14 protein-coding genes are annotated in these 15063 nt (G+C 66.2%); 2 read left to right on the forward strand and 12 right to left on the reverse strand.

The window, feature by feature from the left end; translation table 11 throughout:
* Window positions 1-2: 2 nt before the first annotated feature.
* From sseA to AC0J5K_RS14900, 6 genes are all read right to left on the reverse strand, one after another.
* Window positions 3-860, reverse strand: a complete 858-nt coding sequence (gene sseA / locus AC0J5K_RS14875; protein ID WP_048533114.1) for a 3-mercaptopyruvate sulfurtransferase — start codon at window positions 858-860, stop codon at window positions 3-5.
* Between the two features lie 189 nt (window positions 861-1049).
* Complete coding sequence (gene smpB, locus AC0J5K_RS14880; RefSeq protein WP_074835856.1) at window positions 1050-1523, reverse strand: SsrA-binding protein SmpB; 474 nt, start codon at window positions 1521-1523, stop codon at window positions 1050-1052.
* A gap of 165 nt (window positions 1524-1688) precedes the next feature.
* Complete coding sequence (gene lpxK / locus AC0J5K_RS14885; protein ID WP_074835857.1) at window positions 1689-2678, reverse strand: tetraacyldisaccharide 4'-kinase; 990 nt, start codon at window positions 2676-2678, stop codon at window positions 1689-1691.
* The gene (locus AC0J5K_RS14890; RefSeq protein WP_274566217.1) at window positions 2678-3862 is read right to left on the reverse strand and encodes a 3-deoxy-D-manno-octulosonic acid transferase; all 1185 of its coding nucleotides are present in this window, start codon (window positions 3860-3862) and stop codon (window positions 2678-2680) included. The genes lpxK and AC0J5K_RS14890 overlap by 1 nt, the downstream gene beginning before the upstream one ends.
* Window positions 3863-3897: 35 nt before the next feature.
* A complete protein-coding gene (locus AC0J5K_RS14895) occupies window positions 3898-4143 on the reverse strand; it encodes a DUF4170 domain-containing protein (protein ID WP_048533120.1) in 246 nt (81 codons plus the stop codon).
* 180 nt (window positions 4144-4323) lie between these two features.
* Window positions 4324-5274, reverse strand: coding sequence for a hydrogen peroxide-inducible genes activator (locus AC0J5K_RS14900; protein ID WP_048533122.1), 951 nt, complete (start codon window positions 5272-5274; stop codon window positions 4324-4326).
* 154 nt (window positions 5275-5428) lie between these two features.
* Here AC0J5K_RS14900 and katG point away from each other — a divergent pair, with 154 nt between their 5' ends.
* Complete coding sequence (katG, locus tag AC0J5K_RS14905) at window positions 5429-7600, forward strand: catalase/peroxidase HPI (protein WP_274566216.1); 2172 nt, start codon at window positions 5429-5431, stop codon at window positions 7598-7600.
* 437 nt (window positions 7601-8037) lie between these two features.
* On the opposite strand, the gene AC0J5K_RS14910 is transcribed toward katG, so the two are convergent.
* The 5 genes from AC0J5K_RS14910 to AC0J5K_RS14930 all read right to left on the reverse strand — a co-directional run bounded on the left by AC0J5K_RS14910 (window position 8038) and on the right by AC0J5K_RS14930 (window position 13273).
* Window positions 8038-9048 carry an NAD-dependent epimerase/dehydratase family protein gene (locus AC0J5K_RS14910; RefSeq protein ID WP_074835863.1) on the reverse strand — a complete coding sequence of 337 codons (1011 nt, stop codon included), beginning with the start codon at window positions 9046-9048 and terminating at the stop codon, window positions 8038-8040.
* A 3-nt stretch (window positions 9049-9051) separates the two neighbouring features.
* Window positions 9052-10383: a UDP-glucose dehydrogenase family protein gene (locus tag AC0J5K_RS14915; protein WP_074835865.1), complete on the reverse strand. Its 1332-nt coding sequence runs from the start codon at window positions 10381-10383 to the stop codon at window positions 9052-9054.
* Window positions 10384-10473: 90 nt separating this feature from the next.
* Window positions 10474-10833, reverse strand: a complete 360-nt coding sequence (locus AC0J5K_RS14920) for a MarR family transcriptional regulator (protein WP_244526454.1) — start codon at window positions 10831-10833, stop codon at window positions 10474-10476.
* A gap of 592 nt (window positions 10834-11425) precedes the next feature.
* Window positions 11426-12082, reverse strand: coding sequence for a YggS family pyridoxal phosphate-dependent enzyme (locus tag AC0J5K_RS14925; protein WP_274564303.1), 657 nt, complete (start codon window positions 12080-12082; stop codon window positions 11426-11428).
* Window positions 12083-12220: 138 nt separating this feature from the next.
* A complete protein-coding gene (locus AC0J5K_RS14930; RefSeq protein WP_473009716.1) occupies window positions 12221-13273 on the reverse strand; it encodes a porin in 1053 nt (350 codons plus the stop codon).
* A 297-nt stretch (window positions 13274-13570) separates the two neighbouring features.
* Here AC0J5K_RS14930 and AC0J5K_RS14935 point away from each other — a divergent pair, with 297 nt between their 5' ends.
* Entirely contained in the window at window positions 13571-14056 is a 486-nt protein-coding gene (locus AC0J5K_RS14935; protein WP_048533136.1) for a DUF3576 domain-containing protein, read from the forward strand.
* A gap of 56 nt (window positions 14057-14112) precedes the next feature.
* On the opposite strand, the gene speB is transcribed toward AC0J5K_RS14935, so the two are convergent.
* Complete coding sequence (speB, locus tag AC0J5K_RS14940) at window positions 14113-15063, reverse strand: agmatinase (protein WP_274564300.1); 951 nt, start codon at window positions 15061-15063, stop codon at window positions 14113-14115.

Below are 15063 nucleotides of genomic sequence, written 5' to 3' on the forward strand. Positions count from 1 at the left end.
CGTCAGGCCTCTCCAGTGGCAACGGGCACGGTGGGGAATTGCCCCCACTCGGCCCAGGAGCCGTCATAAAGCGAATGATCGGCCTTCCCCATGCGTTCCAGTGCCAGCGACAGGATCGCCGCCGTCACGCCGGACCCGCAGGAGGTAATGACCGGTTTGGACAGATCGACCCCCGCCGCCTCGAAGATGGCGCGGGTCTCGTCGGGTGATTTCATGGTGCCATCGGCATTCAGCAGGCTGGCGTAATGCACGTTGCGCGCGCCGGGGATATGGCCCGAGCGCAGCCCCTCGCGCGGCTCCGGCGTCTCGCCGGTAAAGCGCGTCGGGCTGCGGGCGTCGACGATGGCATGGGTGCCCAGCTTGGCCGCAGCGCTGACCTGGGTGACATCGCGCACGAGGCCGTTCTGCACTCGTACCGTCATGTGGCGGTCGCGGATCACCGGTGCCATGTCCTCGATCTCGCGACCCTCGGCCTGCCATTTCGGCAGACCGCCGTCGAGCACGGCGATATTGTCCTGGCCCATCAGCCGGAACAGCCACCAGACCCGCGCCGCCGAGAACAGGCCGGTGCTGTCATAGACCACCACCTGATGGCCGTCACCGACGCCCAGGCTGCGCATCCGGCTCATGAATTTCTCGACCGGCGGCACCATGTGCGGCAGGTCCGAACGGGCGTCGCTGATCTCGTCGATGTCGAAAAAACGCGCGCCGGGGATATGCCCGGCCTCGTATTCGGCACGGGCGTCACGGCCGGCGTCCGGCATGTGCCAACTGGCATCCAGGATGCGAAGATCCGGATCCTTGAGATGTTGCGCCAACCAGTCGGTCGAGACCAGCGTTCCGGGATCGTCCTGCGCCATGAAGCCCCCTGAAAATGCGATTGGCCCTTCCTATCCAAGCCCAGGGAAGGAGACAAGTGGGCTGTCCGGTCACCCACCGCATCGCCCGGCCGTCACAGTGCAGGCGCGGCGAGGGGGATGACCTCTGCGGCGCCGACGCGATGACCCCGCCGTGCCTGATCGCGCTCGGGCGTGCCGGGCGGCGCTGGCCTAGCCGTCCTTCAGCAACCTCTGTTTCTGCCGGTTCCAGTCGCGCTTGGCGTCGGTCGCCCGCTTGTCGTAGTTCTTCTTGCCCTTGGCGATGCCGATCTTGAGCTTGGCCAGACCCTTGTGGTTGAAATAGAGCACCAGCGGCACCAGGGTCATGCCCTTGCGCTGGGTCTCGTTCCACAGCCGCGACAGCTCCTTCCGGGAGACCAGAAGCTTGCGGCGGCGGCGCTCTTCATGCGGAAACATCGCACGGTCGTAAGGCGCGATATAGGAGTTCACCAGCCAGAGCTCGCCATCCTCGACGGCGGCATAGCTCTCGGCGATATTGGCCGAGGTTTCGCGCAGGGATTTGACCTCGGAACCGGTGAGGATCATGCCGCATTCGACGTCATCGGCGATGGCATAATCGTAGCGGGCCCGGCGGTTTTCCGCGAGCACCTTGTAGTTCGGATCGGTCTGTTTCTTCTTGGCCATTGGACCTGACTATATCGGGCGGCGGGGCGTGTCCATCAAGGGCTTGATGGCAGAAGGGTCAAACAGGAGCTGCGCGCCCCGGAGCGCAAGTCGCGCGGTTGCCGATCGGCCGGGTGGCGCGCCGATCATCGCCGGTGCACCTTTGGCGCGACGGGGCGGGTCGGGCTACAGCGCCCGGTCCAGCGCCGCCTCCAAAGCCGCATCCTCGGCAATCGCCAAACGCACCGGCACGGTCAGCACCTTCTGCCGGAACTCCGCCGGCAAGCGCACCGCATCCTTCTCGGTGCAGACCAGCTGCGCCCCCTGCGCCGCCGCCTCCGCCTCGAGCCGCGCCATCAAGGCCGCGGTCAGCGGCTGGTGATCCTCCAGCGCCTCGCCGCGCCGCAGATCGGCGCCAAGCGCCCGCAGCGTGGCAAAGAACTTTTCCGGATGGCCGATCCCGGCAAAGGCCAGAACCGGCAGCCCCTGCCAGTCCATGCCGGTCTGCAAGGGCTCCAGCCGGCCGGTCACATGCGGCACGCTGATCGCCCCGCCCCAGGTGGCGCGAAACTCGGCCTGCGCCGCCGCCCCGCCAATCGACAGCAGCAGATCGGCGCGCGCCAGCCCCGCCGCCACCGGCTCGCGCAGCGGCCCCGCCGGCAGGCACCGCCCGTTGCCGAAGCCCTTGGCCGCATCCACCACCACCAGAGACAGGTCCTTGGCCAGCCCCGGGTTCTGGAACCCGTCGTCCATCACCAGAACATCGGCGCCGTCCGCCACCGCCAGCCGGGCGCCCGCCGCCCGGTCGCGCGCCACCACCACCGGCGCAAAGGCCGCAAGCAACAGCGGCTCATCGCCGACATCCGCCGCGCCGTGGCGCTTGGGATCGACCACGACCGGCCCTTCCAGCGCGCCGCCGTGGCCGCGCGACAGAACGACCGGCCGGCGCCCCCGCGCCCTCAGCCGCATCAGCAGGTCCATCGTCGTCGGCGTCTTTCCGGTGCCGCCGGCATTGAGGTTGCCGACGCAGATCACCGGCACCTCGGCGCGCAGATCGGGCGCCCGCGCCACCCGCCGCGCCGTCGCCCGCGCGGTCAGCGCGCCGAGCGGCGCCAGCGCGCGCGCCGCCAGAGCCAGCCGGTCCGGCGGGGTAAACCAGAAGCCGGGCGCGCGCATCAGGTCACCTCGGCCAGGTCGAGCGCGTCCTGGATCAGATCCATGATCCGGTCCGACACCTGAGCGCCCTCCGACACGATCTCCCAGGCGGCCAGCGACATCGCCGCCGCCCGGTCGGGGGCCACCAGCTGCTTGAGCGCCGTGGTCAGCGTGTCGGTGTCGCGCACGATTCGCGCCGCGCCGGCCTCGGCCAGGCGCGAATAGGCGTGCAGATGCCGGCCGATGTTGGGGCCGTAGAGGATCGCCGAGCCCAGCGCCGCCGGCTCGAACGGATCGCAGCCGCCATGCCCGGCCACCAGCGACGAGGCCATGAAGGAGATCGGCGACAGCCGATACCACAGGCCCATCTCGCCGTAGGTGTCGGCGAGATGCACCTCGGTTGTCTCGTCGGGAAACTCGCTATCGGACCAGCGGGTGAAACTCATGCCGCCGCGTTCCATCCGCCTTGCCATGTCATCGCCCATCTCGGGCTTGTCCGGCACGATGATCAACAGCAGCCGATGCGCCCAGGACGAGACCGCACGATGGGCGCGCAGTACCGTGGTCAGTTCTTCTGGCTGCACCATCGCCGCCAGCCAGACCGGCCGTGTGCCGATGGCGGTACGCATATCGGCCAGGTCGGTCTGATTGCAGCCGATCGCGGCGCTGCCCTCTTGCAGCGGTCCGGTGATGGTCAGGTCTTCCTCGGCCATGCCGAGCTTGCGCAGCCGCCGCGCGGCATTGGCGTCCGAGGCCATGACCGCGGTGAAATATTCCAGCAGCACCGGCGCCGGGTCCGGCAGCAGCGGCACCGGACGGGTGTCGAACCCGTCCTCGCGTGCATCCACCAGGTACAGCGCCAACCCGGCCTCGGCCACCGTCACCACATGCGAGGTCACCAGATCGCCACAGGTCCACAGGCAGAGCTCGGGCCGCCAATGCGCCAGAAACTCGCGCATGTCCTCGGGGTGCAGGCCGGGGGCCGGCACCATGATGATCTGTTTCTTCAACCGTTTCGGCCCGGTCACGCCGGGGGCCAGGGTGACCAGCACGTAGGCATTCGACCGCTGCGAGATCAACCGCGCGGCCAGCTGCATGATGGCCGAGATGCGCTCGCCACGTGTGGCATGGACCCAGACCAGAAGCCCCGGCGGCCGGGGCGGATAGATCCTGTCCTGCCGCTCGCGGCGGCGGGCCCAGGCCATATGGGCCTGAACGGTCAGGGGGCGCGGCTGATCTGTCAGTTTTCAACCTCTTCGGTCGGCGAGCCTTCGGCCTCTTCGTCCAGCATCCGGTGCAGATGCGAAATGAAATAGCGCATGTGGGCATTGTCCACCGTGCGCTGGGCCTCGGCCTTCCAGGCATTGTAGGCGGTCTGGTAATCGGGGAAAATTCCCACGACATGGATGTCGTCGACGTTCTTGAAGGTGGTTCCCGAGGGATCGACAAGCTCGCCGCCAAAGACAAGGTGCAGACGCTGGGTCATTCAGGGTTCCTTTTGGCCGGTGATGTGCCCCAGAACCTACCGCCGCAGGGGCCGGGGTCAAGGTGCCGGGATCTCGCCCTCCGCCGGCGCCGCAAACCGGCTCCAGCCCCGAACCTTCCCGCCATGCCTCGCCCCCTCCCGCCCAGCGCGCCGGGGGCTTGCGCCGCGTTGAATGCCGTTTCAGCCCGCGCCCCCGGGGCCACGAGGACCCGGGGCAGACCCGGGTCGGGTCTCTCGGGCGGCCCCTGTGCCCGCCGCGCGCACCACCGTGGCCAGTTCGGCGAGCTGTGCCGCCAGCGGCGAGGTCTTGCGCCAGATCATGCCGATGGTGCGCGAGGGCCGGACCTCGGTGAAAGCCGAGACCGCGACATCGGCCGATCGGGTCTCGACCGCGACCGCCATCTCGGGGATCAGCGTCACGCCGATGCCGGCGCCCACCATCTGCACCAGCGTGGTCAGCGACGAGCCGTCCAGCCCATCGCGCGACAGCGCCGAGCGGATGTTGCAGAAGCTGAGCGCCTGATCGCGGAAGCAATGCCCCTCTTCCAGCAGCAAGAGCCGCATCTCGCGCAGTTTTTCGCGGTCTGGCACAGGCTTGTCCGCATCCGCCCGGGGCCGCACCAGCATGAAATCCTCATCGAACAGCGCCACCTCGGTCAACCCGCTTTCCGAGATCGGCAGGGCAACGATGGCGCAATCGATCCGGCCGCCGGTCAGCTCGTCGATCAGCGTCTCGGTCAGGGTCTCGCGGATGTGCAGGTCGATGCCGGGATACCCCCGGGTCAGCGCGGCGATCACCCGGGGCAGCAGATAGGGCGCGACGGTGGGGATCACCCCGATCCTGAGCCGCCCGATCAGCCGCCCGCGCGTCGCCCGCGCCATCTCGCCCAGCTCGTCCACCGCGCCAAGGATCTCGCGCACCCTAGGCGCCAGCGCCTCGCCGAAGCCGGTCAGCCGCGCCTGCCGGGTGCCGCGCTCGAAGAGCGGCGCCCCGAGAGTTTCCTCCATGTCCTTGATCTGCACCGACAAGGCCGGCTGTGACACCGAACAGGCTGCCGCCGCCTGGCCGAAATGGCCGTGCCGTGCCAGCGCCTCGAAATAGCGCAATTGTCTCAGGGTCAGATTGATCATAAGATTTATTTATCACAACGATCCGTAAATACAATTTTCTTGTATCGAAATCCTTTGTTAGCCTCGCGTCAGACCAGCCGGATTCGCCGCGTGGCGAAAACCGGTTGGGTGCCTGACAAGCAAGTCACGACAGCCAATCATGGGAGACAAGGACATGGACGGTAACGATATGGGCAAATGCCCGGTGATGCATGGCAGCAGCCCGGCCGGGCGCCGCTCGCGCGACTGGTGGCCGAACGCGCTCAACCTCGACATCCTGCATCAGCACGATGCCAAGGTGAATCCGATGCCCAAGGATTTCGACTATCGCGAAGAGCTGAAAAAGCTCGATGTCGACGCCTTGAAAAAGGACGTCGAAGCGCTCCTGACCGACAGCCAGGACTGGTGGCCGGCGGACTGGGGCCACTATGGCGGGCTGATGGTGCGGATGGCCTGGCACTCGGCCGGTTCCTATCGCCTCTCTGACGGTCGCGGCGGTGGCAACACTGGTAACCAGCGTTTTGCGCCGCTCAATTCCTGGCCCGACAACGTCAGCCTCGACAAGGCACGCCGCCTGCTCTGGCCGATCAAGAAGAAATACGGCAACAGGATCTCCTGGGCCGACCTGATGATCCTCGCCGGCAACATGGCTTATGAATCCATGGGCCTGAAGACCTTTGGCTTTGCCTTCGGCCGCGAGGACATCTGGCACCCCGAGAACGATGTTTTCTGGGGCGAGGAAAAGGAATGGCTGGCGCCGTCGGACGAACGCTACGGCGATATCGAAGATCCGGGCACCATGACCGGCCCGCTGGCGGCGGTGCAGATGGGGCTGATCTACGTCAATCCCGAGGGCGTCAACGGCAACCCCGATCCGGCGCGCAGCGCGCTGCACGTGCGGGAAACCTTTGCCCGCATGGCGATGAACGACGAGGAAACCGCGGCGCTGACCGCCGGCGGCCACTCGATCGGCAAGGCACATGGCGCGGGCGACGCCTCGACCCTCGGACCGGACCCGGAAGCGGCCGGCGTCGAGGCGCAGGGCTTTGGCTGGGTCAACCAGAACCAGGGCGGCAAGGCGTCGAACGCCATCTCTTCGGGGATCGAGGGGGCCTGGACCGCCGATCCCACCAAATTCGACATGGGCTATTTCGACATGCTCTTCGGCTACGAGTGGGAGCTGACCGAATCTCCCGCCGGGGCGAAGCAGTGGAAGCCGGTGGACATCCGCGAAGAGGACATGCCGGTCGATGCCTCGGACCCGTCCAAGCGCACCATACCGATGATGACGGATGCCGACATGGCAATGAAGGTTGACCCGATCTACAACGAGATCTGCCAGAAGTTCATGGCCGATCCCGAGTATTTCAAGGACACCTTCGCCCGCGCCTGGTTCAAGCTGACCCACCGCGACATGGGCCCCAAGGTGCGCTACATCGGGCCCGATGTGCCGCAGGAAGACCTGATCTGGCAGGACCCGATCCCCGCCGGCGCGACCGATTATGACGTCGCGGCGCTGAAAGCCAGCATCGCCGACAGCGGATTGTCGGTCTCCGAGCTGGTCTCGACCGCTTGGGACGCCGCGCGCACCTACCGCGGCTCGGACCTGCGCGGCGGCGCCAATGGCGCGCGCATCCGCTTTGCGCCGCAGAAGGACTGGCAAGGCAACGAGCCGGAGCGTCTGGCCCGGGTGCTGGACACCCTCGCGCCGCTGGCCAAGGACGCCGGGGCCTCGCTCGCGGACGCCATCGTTCTGGGCGGCAATGTCGGGATCGAAAAGGCCATCGCCGCCGCCGGCCTGACCGTCGACGTGCCCTTCGCCCCGGGCCGGGGCGATGCCAGCGAAGCGATGACCGACGCCGAGAGCTTCAATCCGCTGGAGCCCTTCGCCGATGGCTATCGCAACTGGCTGAAGGAGGATCTCGGGGTGCCGCCCGAGGAGCTTCTGGTCGACCGCAGCCAGCTTCTCGGCCTGACCGCGCCGGAGATGACCGTACTGGTCGGCGGCATGCGGATGCTGGGCACCAACCACGGCGGCAGCAAGCACGGGGTGTTCACCGACCGCGAAGGCGCGCTGGTTCAGGACTTCTTTGTCAACCTGACCGACATGTCGAACCGCTGGGAGAAGAAGGACGACGGCTCCTATGCGATCATCGACCGCAAGACCGGCGAAGAGAAATGGACCGCCACCCGGCTCGATCTGGTCTTCGGGTCAAACTCGATCCTGCGGGCCTATTGCGAACTGTATGCCCAGGACGACCACGCCGAGAAATTCGCGCGTGACTTCGTCGCGGCCTGGACCAAGGTAATGAACGCCGACCGCTTCGACCTCGAAGCGGCGGCCTGAGCCAAGACGCGCGTCGCCCGTGCAAGCCCCGGGCGGCGCGCCCCGAAACCCTCGCGTCCCGGACCCCGCTCCGGGACCGCGCGCCCGGAACCAAGAGGCCCCGGGTCAGGCCCGGGGCGCGAAGATGCTCCCCTGTTTGCTGGAAAACCGTAGCCGCCTCACCGCGCCGCGTGACCGTCTGCGCAGCGTCCTTGCCGCAAACCACCCGTCCCGGACCCCGCTCCGGGACCGCGCGCCCGGAACCAAGGGGCCCCGGGTCGGGCCCGGGGCGCGAAGATGCTCCCCTGTTTGCTGGAAAACCGTAGCCGCCTCACCGCGCCGCGTGACCGTCTGCGCAGCGTCCTTGCCGCAAACCACCCGTCCCGGACCCCGCTCCGGGACCGCGCGCCCGGAACCAAGGGGCCCCGGGTCGGGCCCGGGGCGCGGGGGCGAACGGGTCACACCCCGTAGTAGTCCCGATACCAGTCCACAAAAGCCGCGACGCCGGCTGTCACGTCGGTCTGCGGGCGGTGCCCGGTCAGGGTCTGCAACAGCGAGGCGTCGGCCCAGGTGGCGGGCACGTCGCCGGGCTGCATCTCCATGTAGTTGCGCCTGGCCTTCTGCCCGATGGCCGCTTCGATCGCCTCGATGAAAGCCAGAAGCTGCACCGGCTCGGAATTGCCGATGTTCACCACCCGGAACGGCGCCACCGGCGACAGGCTGTCGCCATCGGCCACGACGCCATCCCCGGGCCGTTCCGGCACCGCATCGATCAGCAGGCGGATACCTTGGACCAGATCGTCGATATAGGTGAAATCACGGCGCATGTCGCCGTGGTTGTAGACGTCGATCGCCTCGCCGTTCAGGATCGCCTTGGTGAACTTGAACAGCGCCATGTCCGGCCGCCCCCAGGGCCCGTAGACGGTGAAGAAGCGGAACATGGTGATCGGCAGGTCGTAGAGATGGGCATAAGAATGGCCCATCGCCTCGTTCGCCTTCTTGGTGGCGGCGTAAAACGACATCTGGGTATCGGCCTTGTGCCCCTCGGCATAAGGCATCTCGGTATTGGCGCCATAGACCGAAGAAGTCGAGGCCATCAAAAGATGCGCGCAGGGCGTAGCGCGCACCGCTTCCAGCAGCTTGAAGGTGCCGATCAGGTTGGCCTCGACATAGCTCTGCGGGTTGTCGATGGAATAACGCACCCCGGCCTGGGCGGCGAGATGCACGATCACATCCGGCCGCTCCGCCGCGATCAGCTCTTGCAGCACCCCGTCGCGCTCGATCCGGTCGGTGACGGCGCGAAACCCCGGGGCCTGCAACAGCATCGCCTGCCGGCGCTGCTTCAGCGTGACGTCGTAGTAATCGGTCATCGCGTCGAGGCCGATGACCTCGTAGCCATCGGCGAGTAGCCGCTGGCACAGATGAAAGCCGATGAAGCCGGCCGAGCCGGTGACCAGCGCCTTGGGCATGGCTCAGCCCGCCTGCGCGCTGGCTTCCCGGCCGCGCCCGATCGAGGTGTATTCGGCAAAGCCCGCGCCAAGCGCAACCGCCTCGGAGTAGATATTGCGCAGATCGGCCATGCGCGGCGTCACCATGCCGCCGGCGATCCGCTCGAGATCCAGCGCGCGGAACTCGTTCCACTCGGTCAGGATCACCACCACATCGGCCTTGTCCGCGGCCTCATAGGCATCGGCGCACCATTCGACGCCGGGCAAGAGCGCCTCGCCTTCGTGGCGGCCCTGCGGATCGGTGACCCGCACCCTGGCGCCACCGCCCACCAGCGCCGGCACGATGGTCAGCGACGGCGCGTCGCGCATGTCGTCGGTATTGGGCTTGAAGGTCACGCCGAGCACGGCGACGGTCTTGCCGTTGAAGCTGCCGTCGCAGAGGTCGCGCAACTTCTCGACCATGCGGCGCTTGACCTCCTCGTTGATCTGGATGACCGCCTCGGTGATCTGCATCGGGCTGGCGTGTTCCTGGCCGATCCGGGCCAGCGCCTTGGTATCCTTGGGAAAGCAGGACCCGCCATAGCCGGGGCCGGCATGCAGGAACTTGTTGCCGATGCGGCCGTCGAGGCCCATGCCCTTGGACACCTGCTTGACGTCGGCGCCGACCTTTTCGCAAAGCGCGGCGATTTCGTTGATGAAGGTGATCTTGGTGGCGAGAAAGGCATTGGCGGCGTATTTGATCATCTCGGCCGACTCGAGATCGGTGGTGACGATCGGAAAATCGCGCAGGAAGAGCGGCCGGTAGATCTCGGCCATGACCTGCGCCGCGCGCTCGGTCTGGACGCCGACGACCACGCGGTCGGGCTTCATGAAATCGTCGATCGCCGCGCCTTCGCGCAGGAACTCGGGGTTCGAGGCGACGTCGAATTGAAGATCGGGATTGGCCGCCGCCAGCTCCTGCGCCACCTTGCGGTTGGTGCCGACCGGGACCGTCGATTTGGTGACCACCACGATGTAATCCTTGGCGGTCCCGGCGATCTCTCGCGCCGCGGCCATCACATAGGTCAGATCGGCATGGCCATCGCCGCGCCGGGTCGGCGTGCCGACGGCGATGAACACCGCATCCGCGCCGTCCAGCGCCTCGGCCAGATCGAGGGTGAAGGTCAGCCGGCCTGCCTCGACATTGGTGGCCATCAGCCGGTCGAGACCGGGCTCGAAAATCGGAACCTTGCCGGCCTTGAGCATTTCGATCTTGCGCGGATCCTTGTCCACACAGACCACCTCATGGCCAAAATCCGAGAAACAGACGCCGGAGACGAGCCCCACGTAACCGGTGCCGAGCATTGCGATCTTCATGAAAACCTCCAGCCAGAATGTCTGCCGTTCTGCGGCAGCGCGGCCAGCGATGCAAGACCAATCCTCGGGTCGCGCCGCAGGACCGAAGCATCACATGTGAATGATGTCGTCCAGGATCGAAACCAGCATCTTGACCTTCTCTTCGCCGAGGGCGGCCGCCACCTCGTCGGAGATTTCTCGCGCCTTGGGGGCGTTCTTGACCAGCACCTGATGACCCGCGGCGGTGATCGACACCACCTGCCTGCGGCGGTCTTCGGGATTGGTGCGGCGGGTGACATAGCCCTTTTCGGACAGGTTCTGCACAATCCGGGTCTGGCTGGGCATCAGAAGGCTGGCGCGCTCGGCCAGCTTGGTGGCGTCCTGAGGGCCGAATTCCTCAAGCACCCGCAAGAGCCGCCACTGCTGTTCCGTGAGGCCGGTGACTTGCAGGGCCTCGCGGATCGGGATCATCAACCTCTCTCGGGCGCGCAAGAGAGCGATTGGCAAGGATTGATCGGTGGGCGGCAAATCGACTGGCGGAAAATCTGCGGCGTCTTGCGTCATATTGCTTTTTTACTCCCTGCCACGCCATCGGATCACAAAAATGAGCCAATTGGTACCGTTTTTGCTTCCGTAAGCCGCGATAGCGTAAAGCACAAGCGTCTGAGGCACGGTGTGAACTACGCAGATACCACAGTTACCGCGCAGCAGGGTGGCTGACAAACGGGAAGGGTCGCACAGCCCGCCAGAACACGATACCGTGAACAGGCCGACAAAATACCGGAAAGGGGCGAAATTTCGGGCGATGGCACAGACGCGCCCTATAGGCGGGCGACCGCTCCCCCAGCCGCCCGCCGACGGATCGTTCCGTGAGTGATGAACCCAACAGAGTTCAGAACGACCGTCCAGGTCCTGACCGCCCCCGTGTCTCTCCGGGATCGCAGTGCGGTAGGAACCCCCATGCTCCATGTGTCGCATGGTGAGCGCACTAAAGGCAGGGTTCACCCGGATGGCCATATGTCTTGTCGGATAGGAGGCCTATACGTTCGTATAGAATTTGGCCTCAGGCCGGGGCCGGCCGCGCGCCGAAGATGGCCGATCCGACGCGGACGTGGGTGGCTCCCAGCGCGATGGCCTCTTCGAAATCGCCTGACATGCCCATCGACAGGCCGTCCAGCCCGTTGCGCGCGGCAAACTTGGCCAGCAGGGCAAAGTGCAGGCTGGCGGCCTCGTCGACCGGCGGAATGCACATCAACCCGCGCACCGGAAGATCGAGCGCCCGACACTCGCTGACAAAGCCGTCGATCTCGGCCGGCAGGACGCCGGCCTTCTGCGGCTCTTCGCCGGTGTTGACCTGAACAAAGAGCTCGGGACATTGCCCCAGCTCCTGGGCCAGCCGCGCCAGCGTCTGGGCCAACTTGGGACGGTCGAGGGAATGGATTGCCTGCGCCAGTTCCATGGCCTGGCGCGCCTTGTTGGTCTGAAGCGGACCGATGATGTGCAGTTCGATGCCGTCATAGCGCTCGCGGAAGCCGGGCCATTTGCCGGCGGCCTCCTGTACCCGGTTTTCGCCAAAGATCCGATGCCCCTGATCGAGAACGGCGGCAACGCGGTCGTCGGGCTGCTTCTTGGACACCGCAATCAGCCGGGTGGTCCCGGTCTCGCGCCCGGCGGCGGCTTCGGCCTTGTGCATCCGTTCGGTGATCTCGTTCAGTCCCATGGCGCGCCTCGTCAGTCTTGTCCCGCTGCTATCCTTCGCACGGGCCAGAGGAAAAGCGCCACCGGAAAACCAGGGCTTCAAAAAAGAAAAGAGCGGGTCTTGCGACCCGCTCTTCCCTAACTGTGGCTGGCGCCGTTCTTAGAACGACATTGCCAGACCGACGGACCAGCTGTTGCCGTTCTCGTCGTCACCGGTGGTGGTGAACTGGTCGTGAACGGTCGAGTTGCCGTAACCTGCTTTGGCCGAGAGGCCGCCGCCGAGGTCGTAGGTCGCCGCGATGCCGAAGCCCGAGGTGTACTCGTCGCCGTCGATCATGTACTGGCCGAAGTTCACGCCAACTGCCAGAGCGTTCATCTCGTAGCCGAGGCCCAGAGCGCCGTGGGTTGCTTCGTCACCGTCGATTTCGAGCTGGGTGAAGGAGAAGCCGGTGGTCACGCCGTTGGCGAAGCCCGCGTCAACCGACACACCCACAACCGAAGCCGAAGCGTCGTTGGCAACCGGCAGACCGCCGAATCTGATGGTGTTCACGTCGTTGACCGACTGGTAGCCAACGCCGACGCCCAGGGCAACGCCCGAGAACTCGCCGGAGTAACGGACACCGACACCCCAGACCGGGTCGTCGTTGCCAGCGTCGTCGATTTCAGCCGACAGCGATGCGGTGACGTTGCTGAAAGCATAGTCGAAACGCGCGATCTGACCGTCGTAGAAGCCGTCGAGGCCGTTGTTGCCGAAGCCGCCGAATGCAACGTGCTCTTCGTTGTCGCCGATGGAACCGCCTGCGAAGTTGGTTTCTTTCAGCGCCTGGTCGAATGCACCGTTGGTGTCACCCATGGTCAGGGTTGCGCCGCCAGCGGAAACGAACATGGCAACGCCACCGTCGTCTGCGTTGTTCTGGGTCGCGTTCGACACTGCGCCGCCTTCGTCGAGGTCGACAGCCGCACCGAAGGTCAGGCCGTTGTCGGCGGTGCCGGACATGGAGAAGGTGACGTCGATGTCGGTGAAGAACTGAGCTTCCTGGTCGGTGGTGCCAGTGGCGAGCGGACCAGCGAAGTTGATGTTTTCGCCGCCCATGATGCCCATCTCGGCCAGGCCGGTGATGTCAATGGTGCCAGCGCCGGAGCCGGTGACTTCTGCCGAAGCGAAGCCTGCGGTTGCGACCAGTGCGGTGGTTGCAAACAGAATGTTTTTCATTGTTTCCCTCATGTGTCTTGTGCACGTACCAAACCGGTCGCCCGGTCTTGATGAGCCTCTCATGCACCTTCCGACCCTCCCGATGCAAGCGCGTGCCGAAACTGTGGCGGCAACAAGGCCATGAGTGATGCGCTTTTGTCACAAGAAATCAGGCCCCGGCGAATACCCCCGTCGGCGCACCCTTCTGTCACCCGAAAAACCGCGGATTGGGATTGCGAATGAGGATCTTGTCGTCTCTGGCCCCGGCTTGTATTGAGGGGCCTGACGTCACCGAAACCTATCGGCCAGGAGCGCTTGATGACCGCCACTTCCAGAAAAGCCGCGATTCTTCTGGCGGCCGCCATGCTTGCGCTGACGGCCTGTGGCGCGCAGTTCGCTCCGGGACGCAGCACCGACGAGGTGCTGGAGGAGGAAATCTACGGCAACCGGGGCGCGCCGCGCTCGACGCTGTGGGATTTCTTCCGCGGGCCGCAGGACCGTTCGCGGATCGGCAAGGTCAACAAATATATCTGGAATGCCGCGCTCGAGGTGCTGGATTTCCTGCCGGTCGAGTCGGTCGATCCCTTCACCGGGGTGATCACCACCGGCTATGGCACGCCCCCGGGCGGTGGCCGCGCCTATCGTGCGACGATCTATGTCACCGATCCGGCGCTGGACGCCCGCTCGCTCAACCTCGCGCTTCAGACCCGCGCCGGACCGGTCTCCGCCGAGACCGCCCGCGCCATCGAAGATGCCATCCTGACCCGCGCCCGCCAGCTGCGGGCCCAGGACAAGCGTCTTTGACCCCCGCTTTCAGGAACCTCTGAGGGGCCGGGGCGTTCGGCCACGGCCGGACGGGCCTAGCCGGTCATCACGCAGAGAAGTTCGAACATCAGCGACACGCCGAGCCAGGCGGTGGCGCCGCTGGTGTCGAACGGCGGTGAGACCTCGACCAGATCGGCCCCCGCGATATCGAGCCCGGCAAGGCCCCGCACCACCTGTTGCGCCTGAAAGGAATTCGGGCCGCCGATTTCCGGCGTGCCGGTGCCCGGCGCGAAGGCCGGGTCGACGAAATCGATGTCGTAGCTGACATAGACCGGAGCCTCGCCGACGATCTCGCAGGCCTCGGCCATCACATCGGTGACGCCGCGGGCAAAAAATTCTTCGATCGGGATGACCCGAACGCCGACCGCCTTGGCGAAATCGCGGTCCTCGAAGTCATAGGCGGTGCCGCGGATGCCGATCTGGACCACCCGCGCCGGATCGAGCAGCTCTTCCTCGATGGCGCGGCGGAAGGGCGTGCCATGGGTGTACATCGTGCCGCCGAAATAGCTGTGGAAGAGATCGGTATGGGCGTCGAAATGCACCATACCCAGCGGCCCGTCCTCGGCCAGGGCGCGCAGCACCGGCAGCGAGGTCAGGTGATCGCCGCCGGCCGTGACCGGCCGGATGCCGGCGGGGGCAAGCCTTTGATAAAACGCCGTGATCCGATCCATCGAATCGTCGATATCGGCCGGGTTGATGCCGACATCGCCCAGATCGGCGCAATTGGCCGCCTCGAAGGGGCGCACCCGGGTCGCGGCGTTTTCGGCGCGGATCATCGTCGAGGCGTCGCGCAACTGGCGCGGGCCGTGGCGCGGCCCGGGGCGGTTGGTGGTGCCGCTGTCCCAGGGGACGCCGATCAGGCCGATGTCGACCTCGTCGAACCGGGCATGGCCGGGGGGAACCACCGGCAAGCGCATGAAACTCGGCACGCCGGCAAAGCGCGGCAGTTCCATGCCCGAGACGGGGGTAAAGAAATCCTGTGTCAT

The sequence above is a fragment of the Marinovum sp. E3 genome, from assembly GCF_055755275.1.

Coding starts and splice junctions, on each gene's coding strand:
- AC0J5K_RS14910 (WP_074835863.1), bottom strand. CDS start 9,048: ATGCCCAAGGCGCTGGTCACCGGCTCGGCCGGCTTCATCGGCTTTCAT.
- AC0J5K_RS14900 (WP_048533122.1), bottom strand. CDS start 5,274: ATGATCAATCTGACCCTGAGACAATTGCGCTATTTCGAGGCGCTGGCA.
- AC0J5K_RS14935 (WP_048533136.1), top strand. CDS start 13,571: ATGACCGCCACTTCCAGAAAAGCCGCGATTCTTCTGGCGGCCGCCATG.
- speB (WP_274564300.1), bottom strand. CDS start 15,063: ATGACACAGGATTTCTTTACCCCCGTCTCGGGCATGGAACTGCCGCGC.
- sseA (WP_048533114.1), bottom strand. CDS start 860: ATGGCGCAGGACGATCCCGGAACGCTGGTCTCGACCGACTGGTTGGCG.
- AC0J5K_RS14895 (WP_048533120.1), bottom strand. CDS start 4,143: ATGACCCAGCGTCTGCACCTTGTCTTTGGCGGCGAGCTTGTCGATCCC.
- AC0J5K_RS14890 (WP_274566217.1), bottom strand. CDS start 3,862: ATGGCCTGGGCCCGCCGCCGCGAGCGGCAGGACAGGATCTATCCGCCC.
- smpB (WP_074835856.1), bottom strand. CDS start 1,523: ATGGCCAAGAAGAAACAGACCGATCCGAACTACAAGGTGCTCGCGGAA.
- AC0J5K_RS14915 (WP_074835865.1), bottom strand. CDS start 10,383: ATGAAGATCGCAATGCTCGGCACCGGTTACGTGGGGCTCGTCTCCGGC.
- AC0J5K_RS14920 (WP_244526454.1), bottom strand. CDS start 10,833: ATGATCCCGATCCGCGAGGCCCTGCAAGTCACCGGCCTCACGGAACAG.
- AC0J5K_RS14925 (WP_274564303.1), bottom strand. CDS start 12,082: ATGGGACTGAACGAGATCACCGAACGGATGCACAAGGCCGAAGCCGCC.
- katG (WP_274566216.1), top strand. CDS start 5,429: ATGGACGGTAACGATATGGGCAAATGCCCGGTGATGCATGGCAGCAGC.
- AC0J5K_RS14930 (WP_473009716.1), bottom strand. CDS start 13,273: ATGAAAAACATTCTGTTTGCAACCACCGCACTGGTCGCAACCGCAGGC.
- lpxK (WP_074835857.1), bottom strand. CDS start 2,678: ATGCGCGCGCCCGGCTTCTGGTTTACCCCGCCGGACCGGCTGGCTCTG.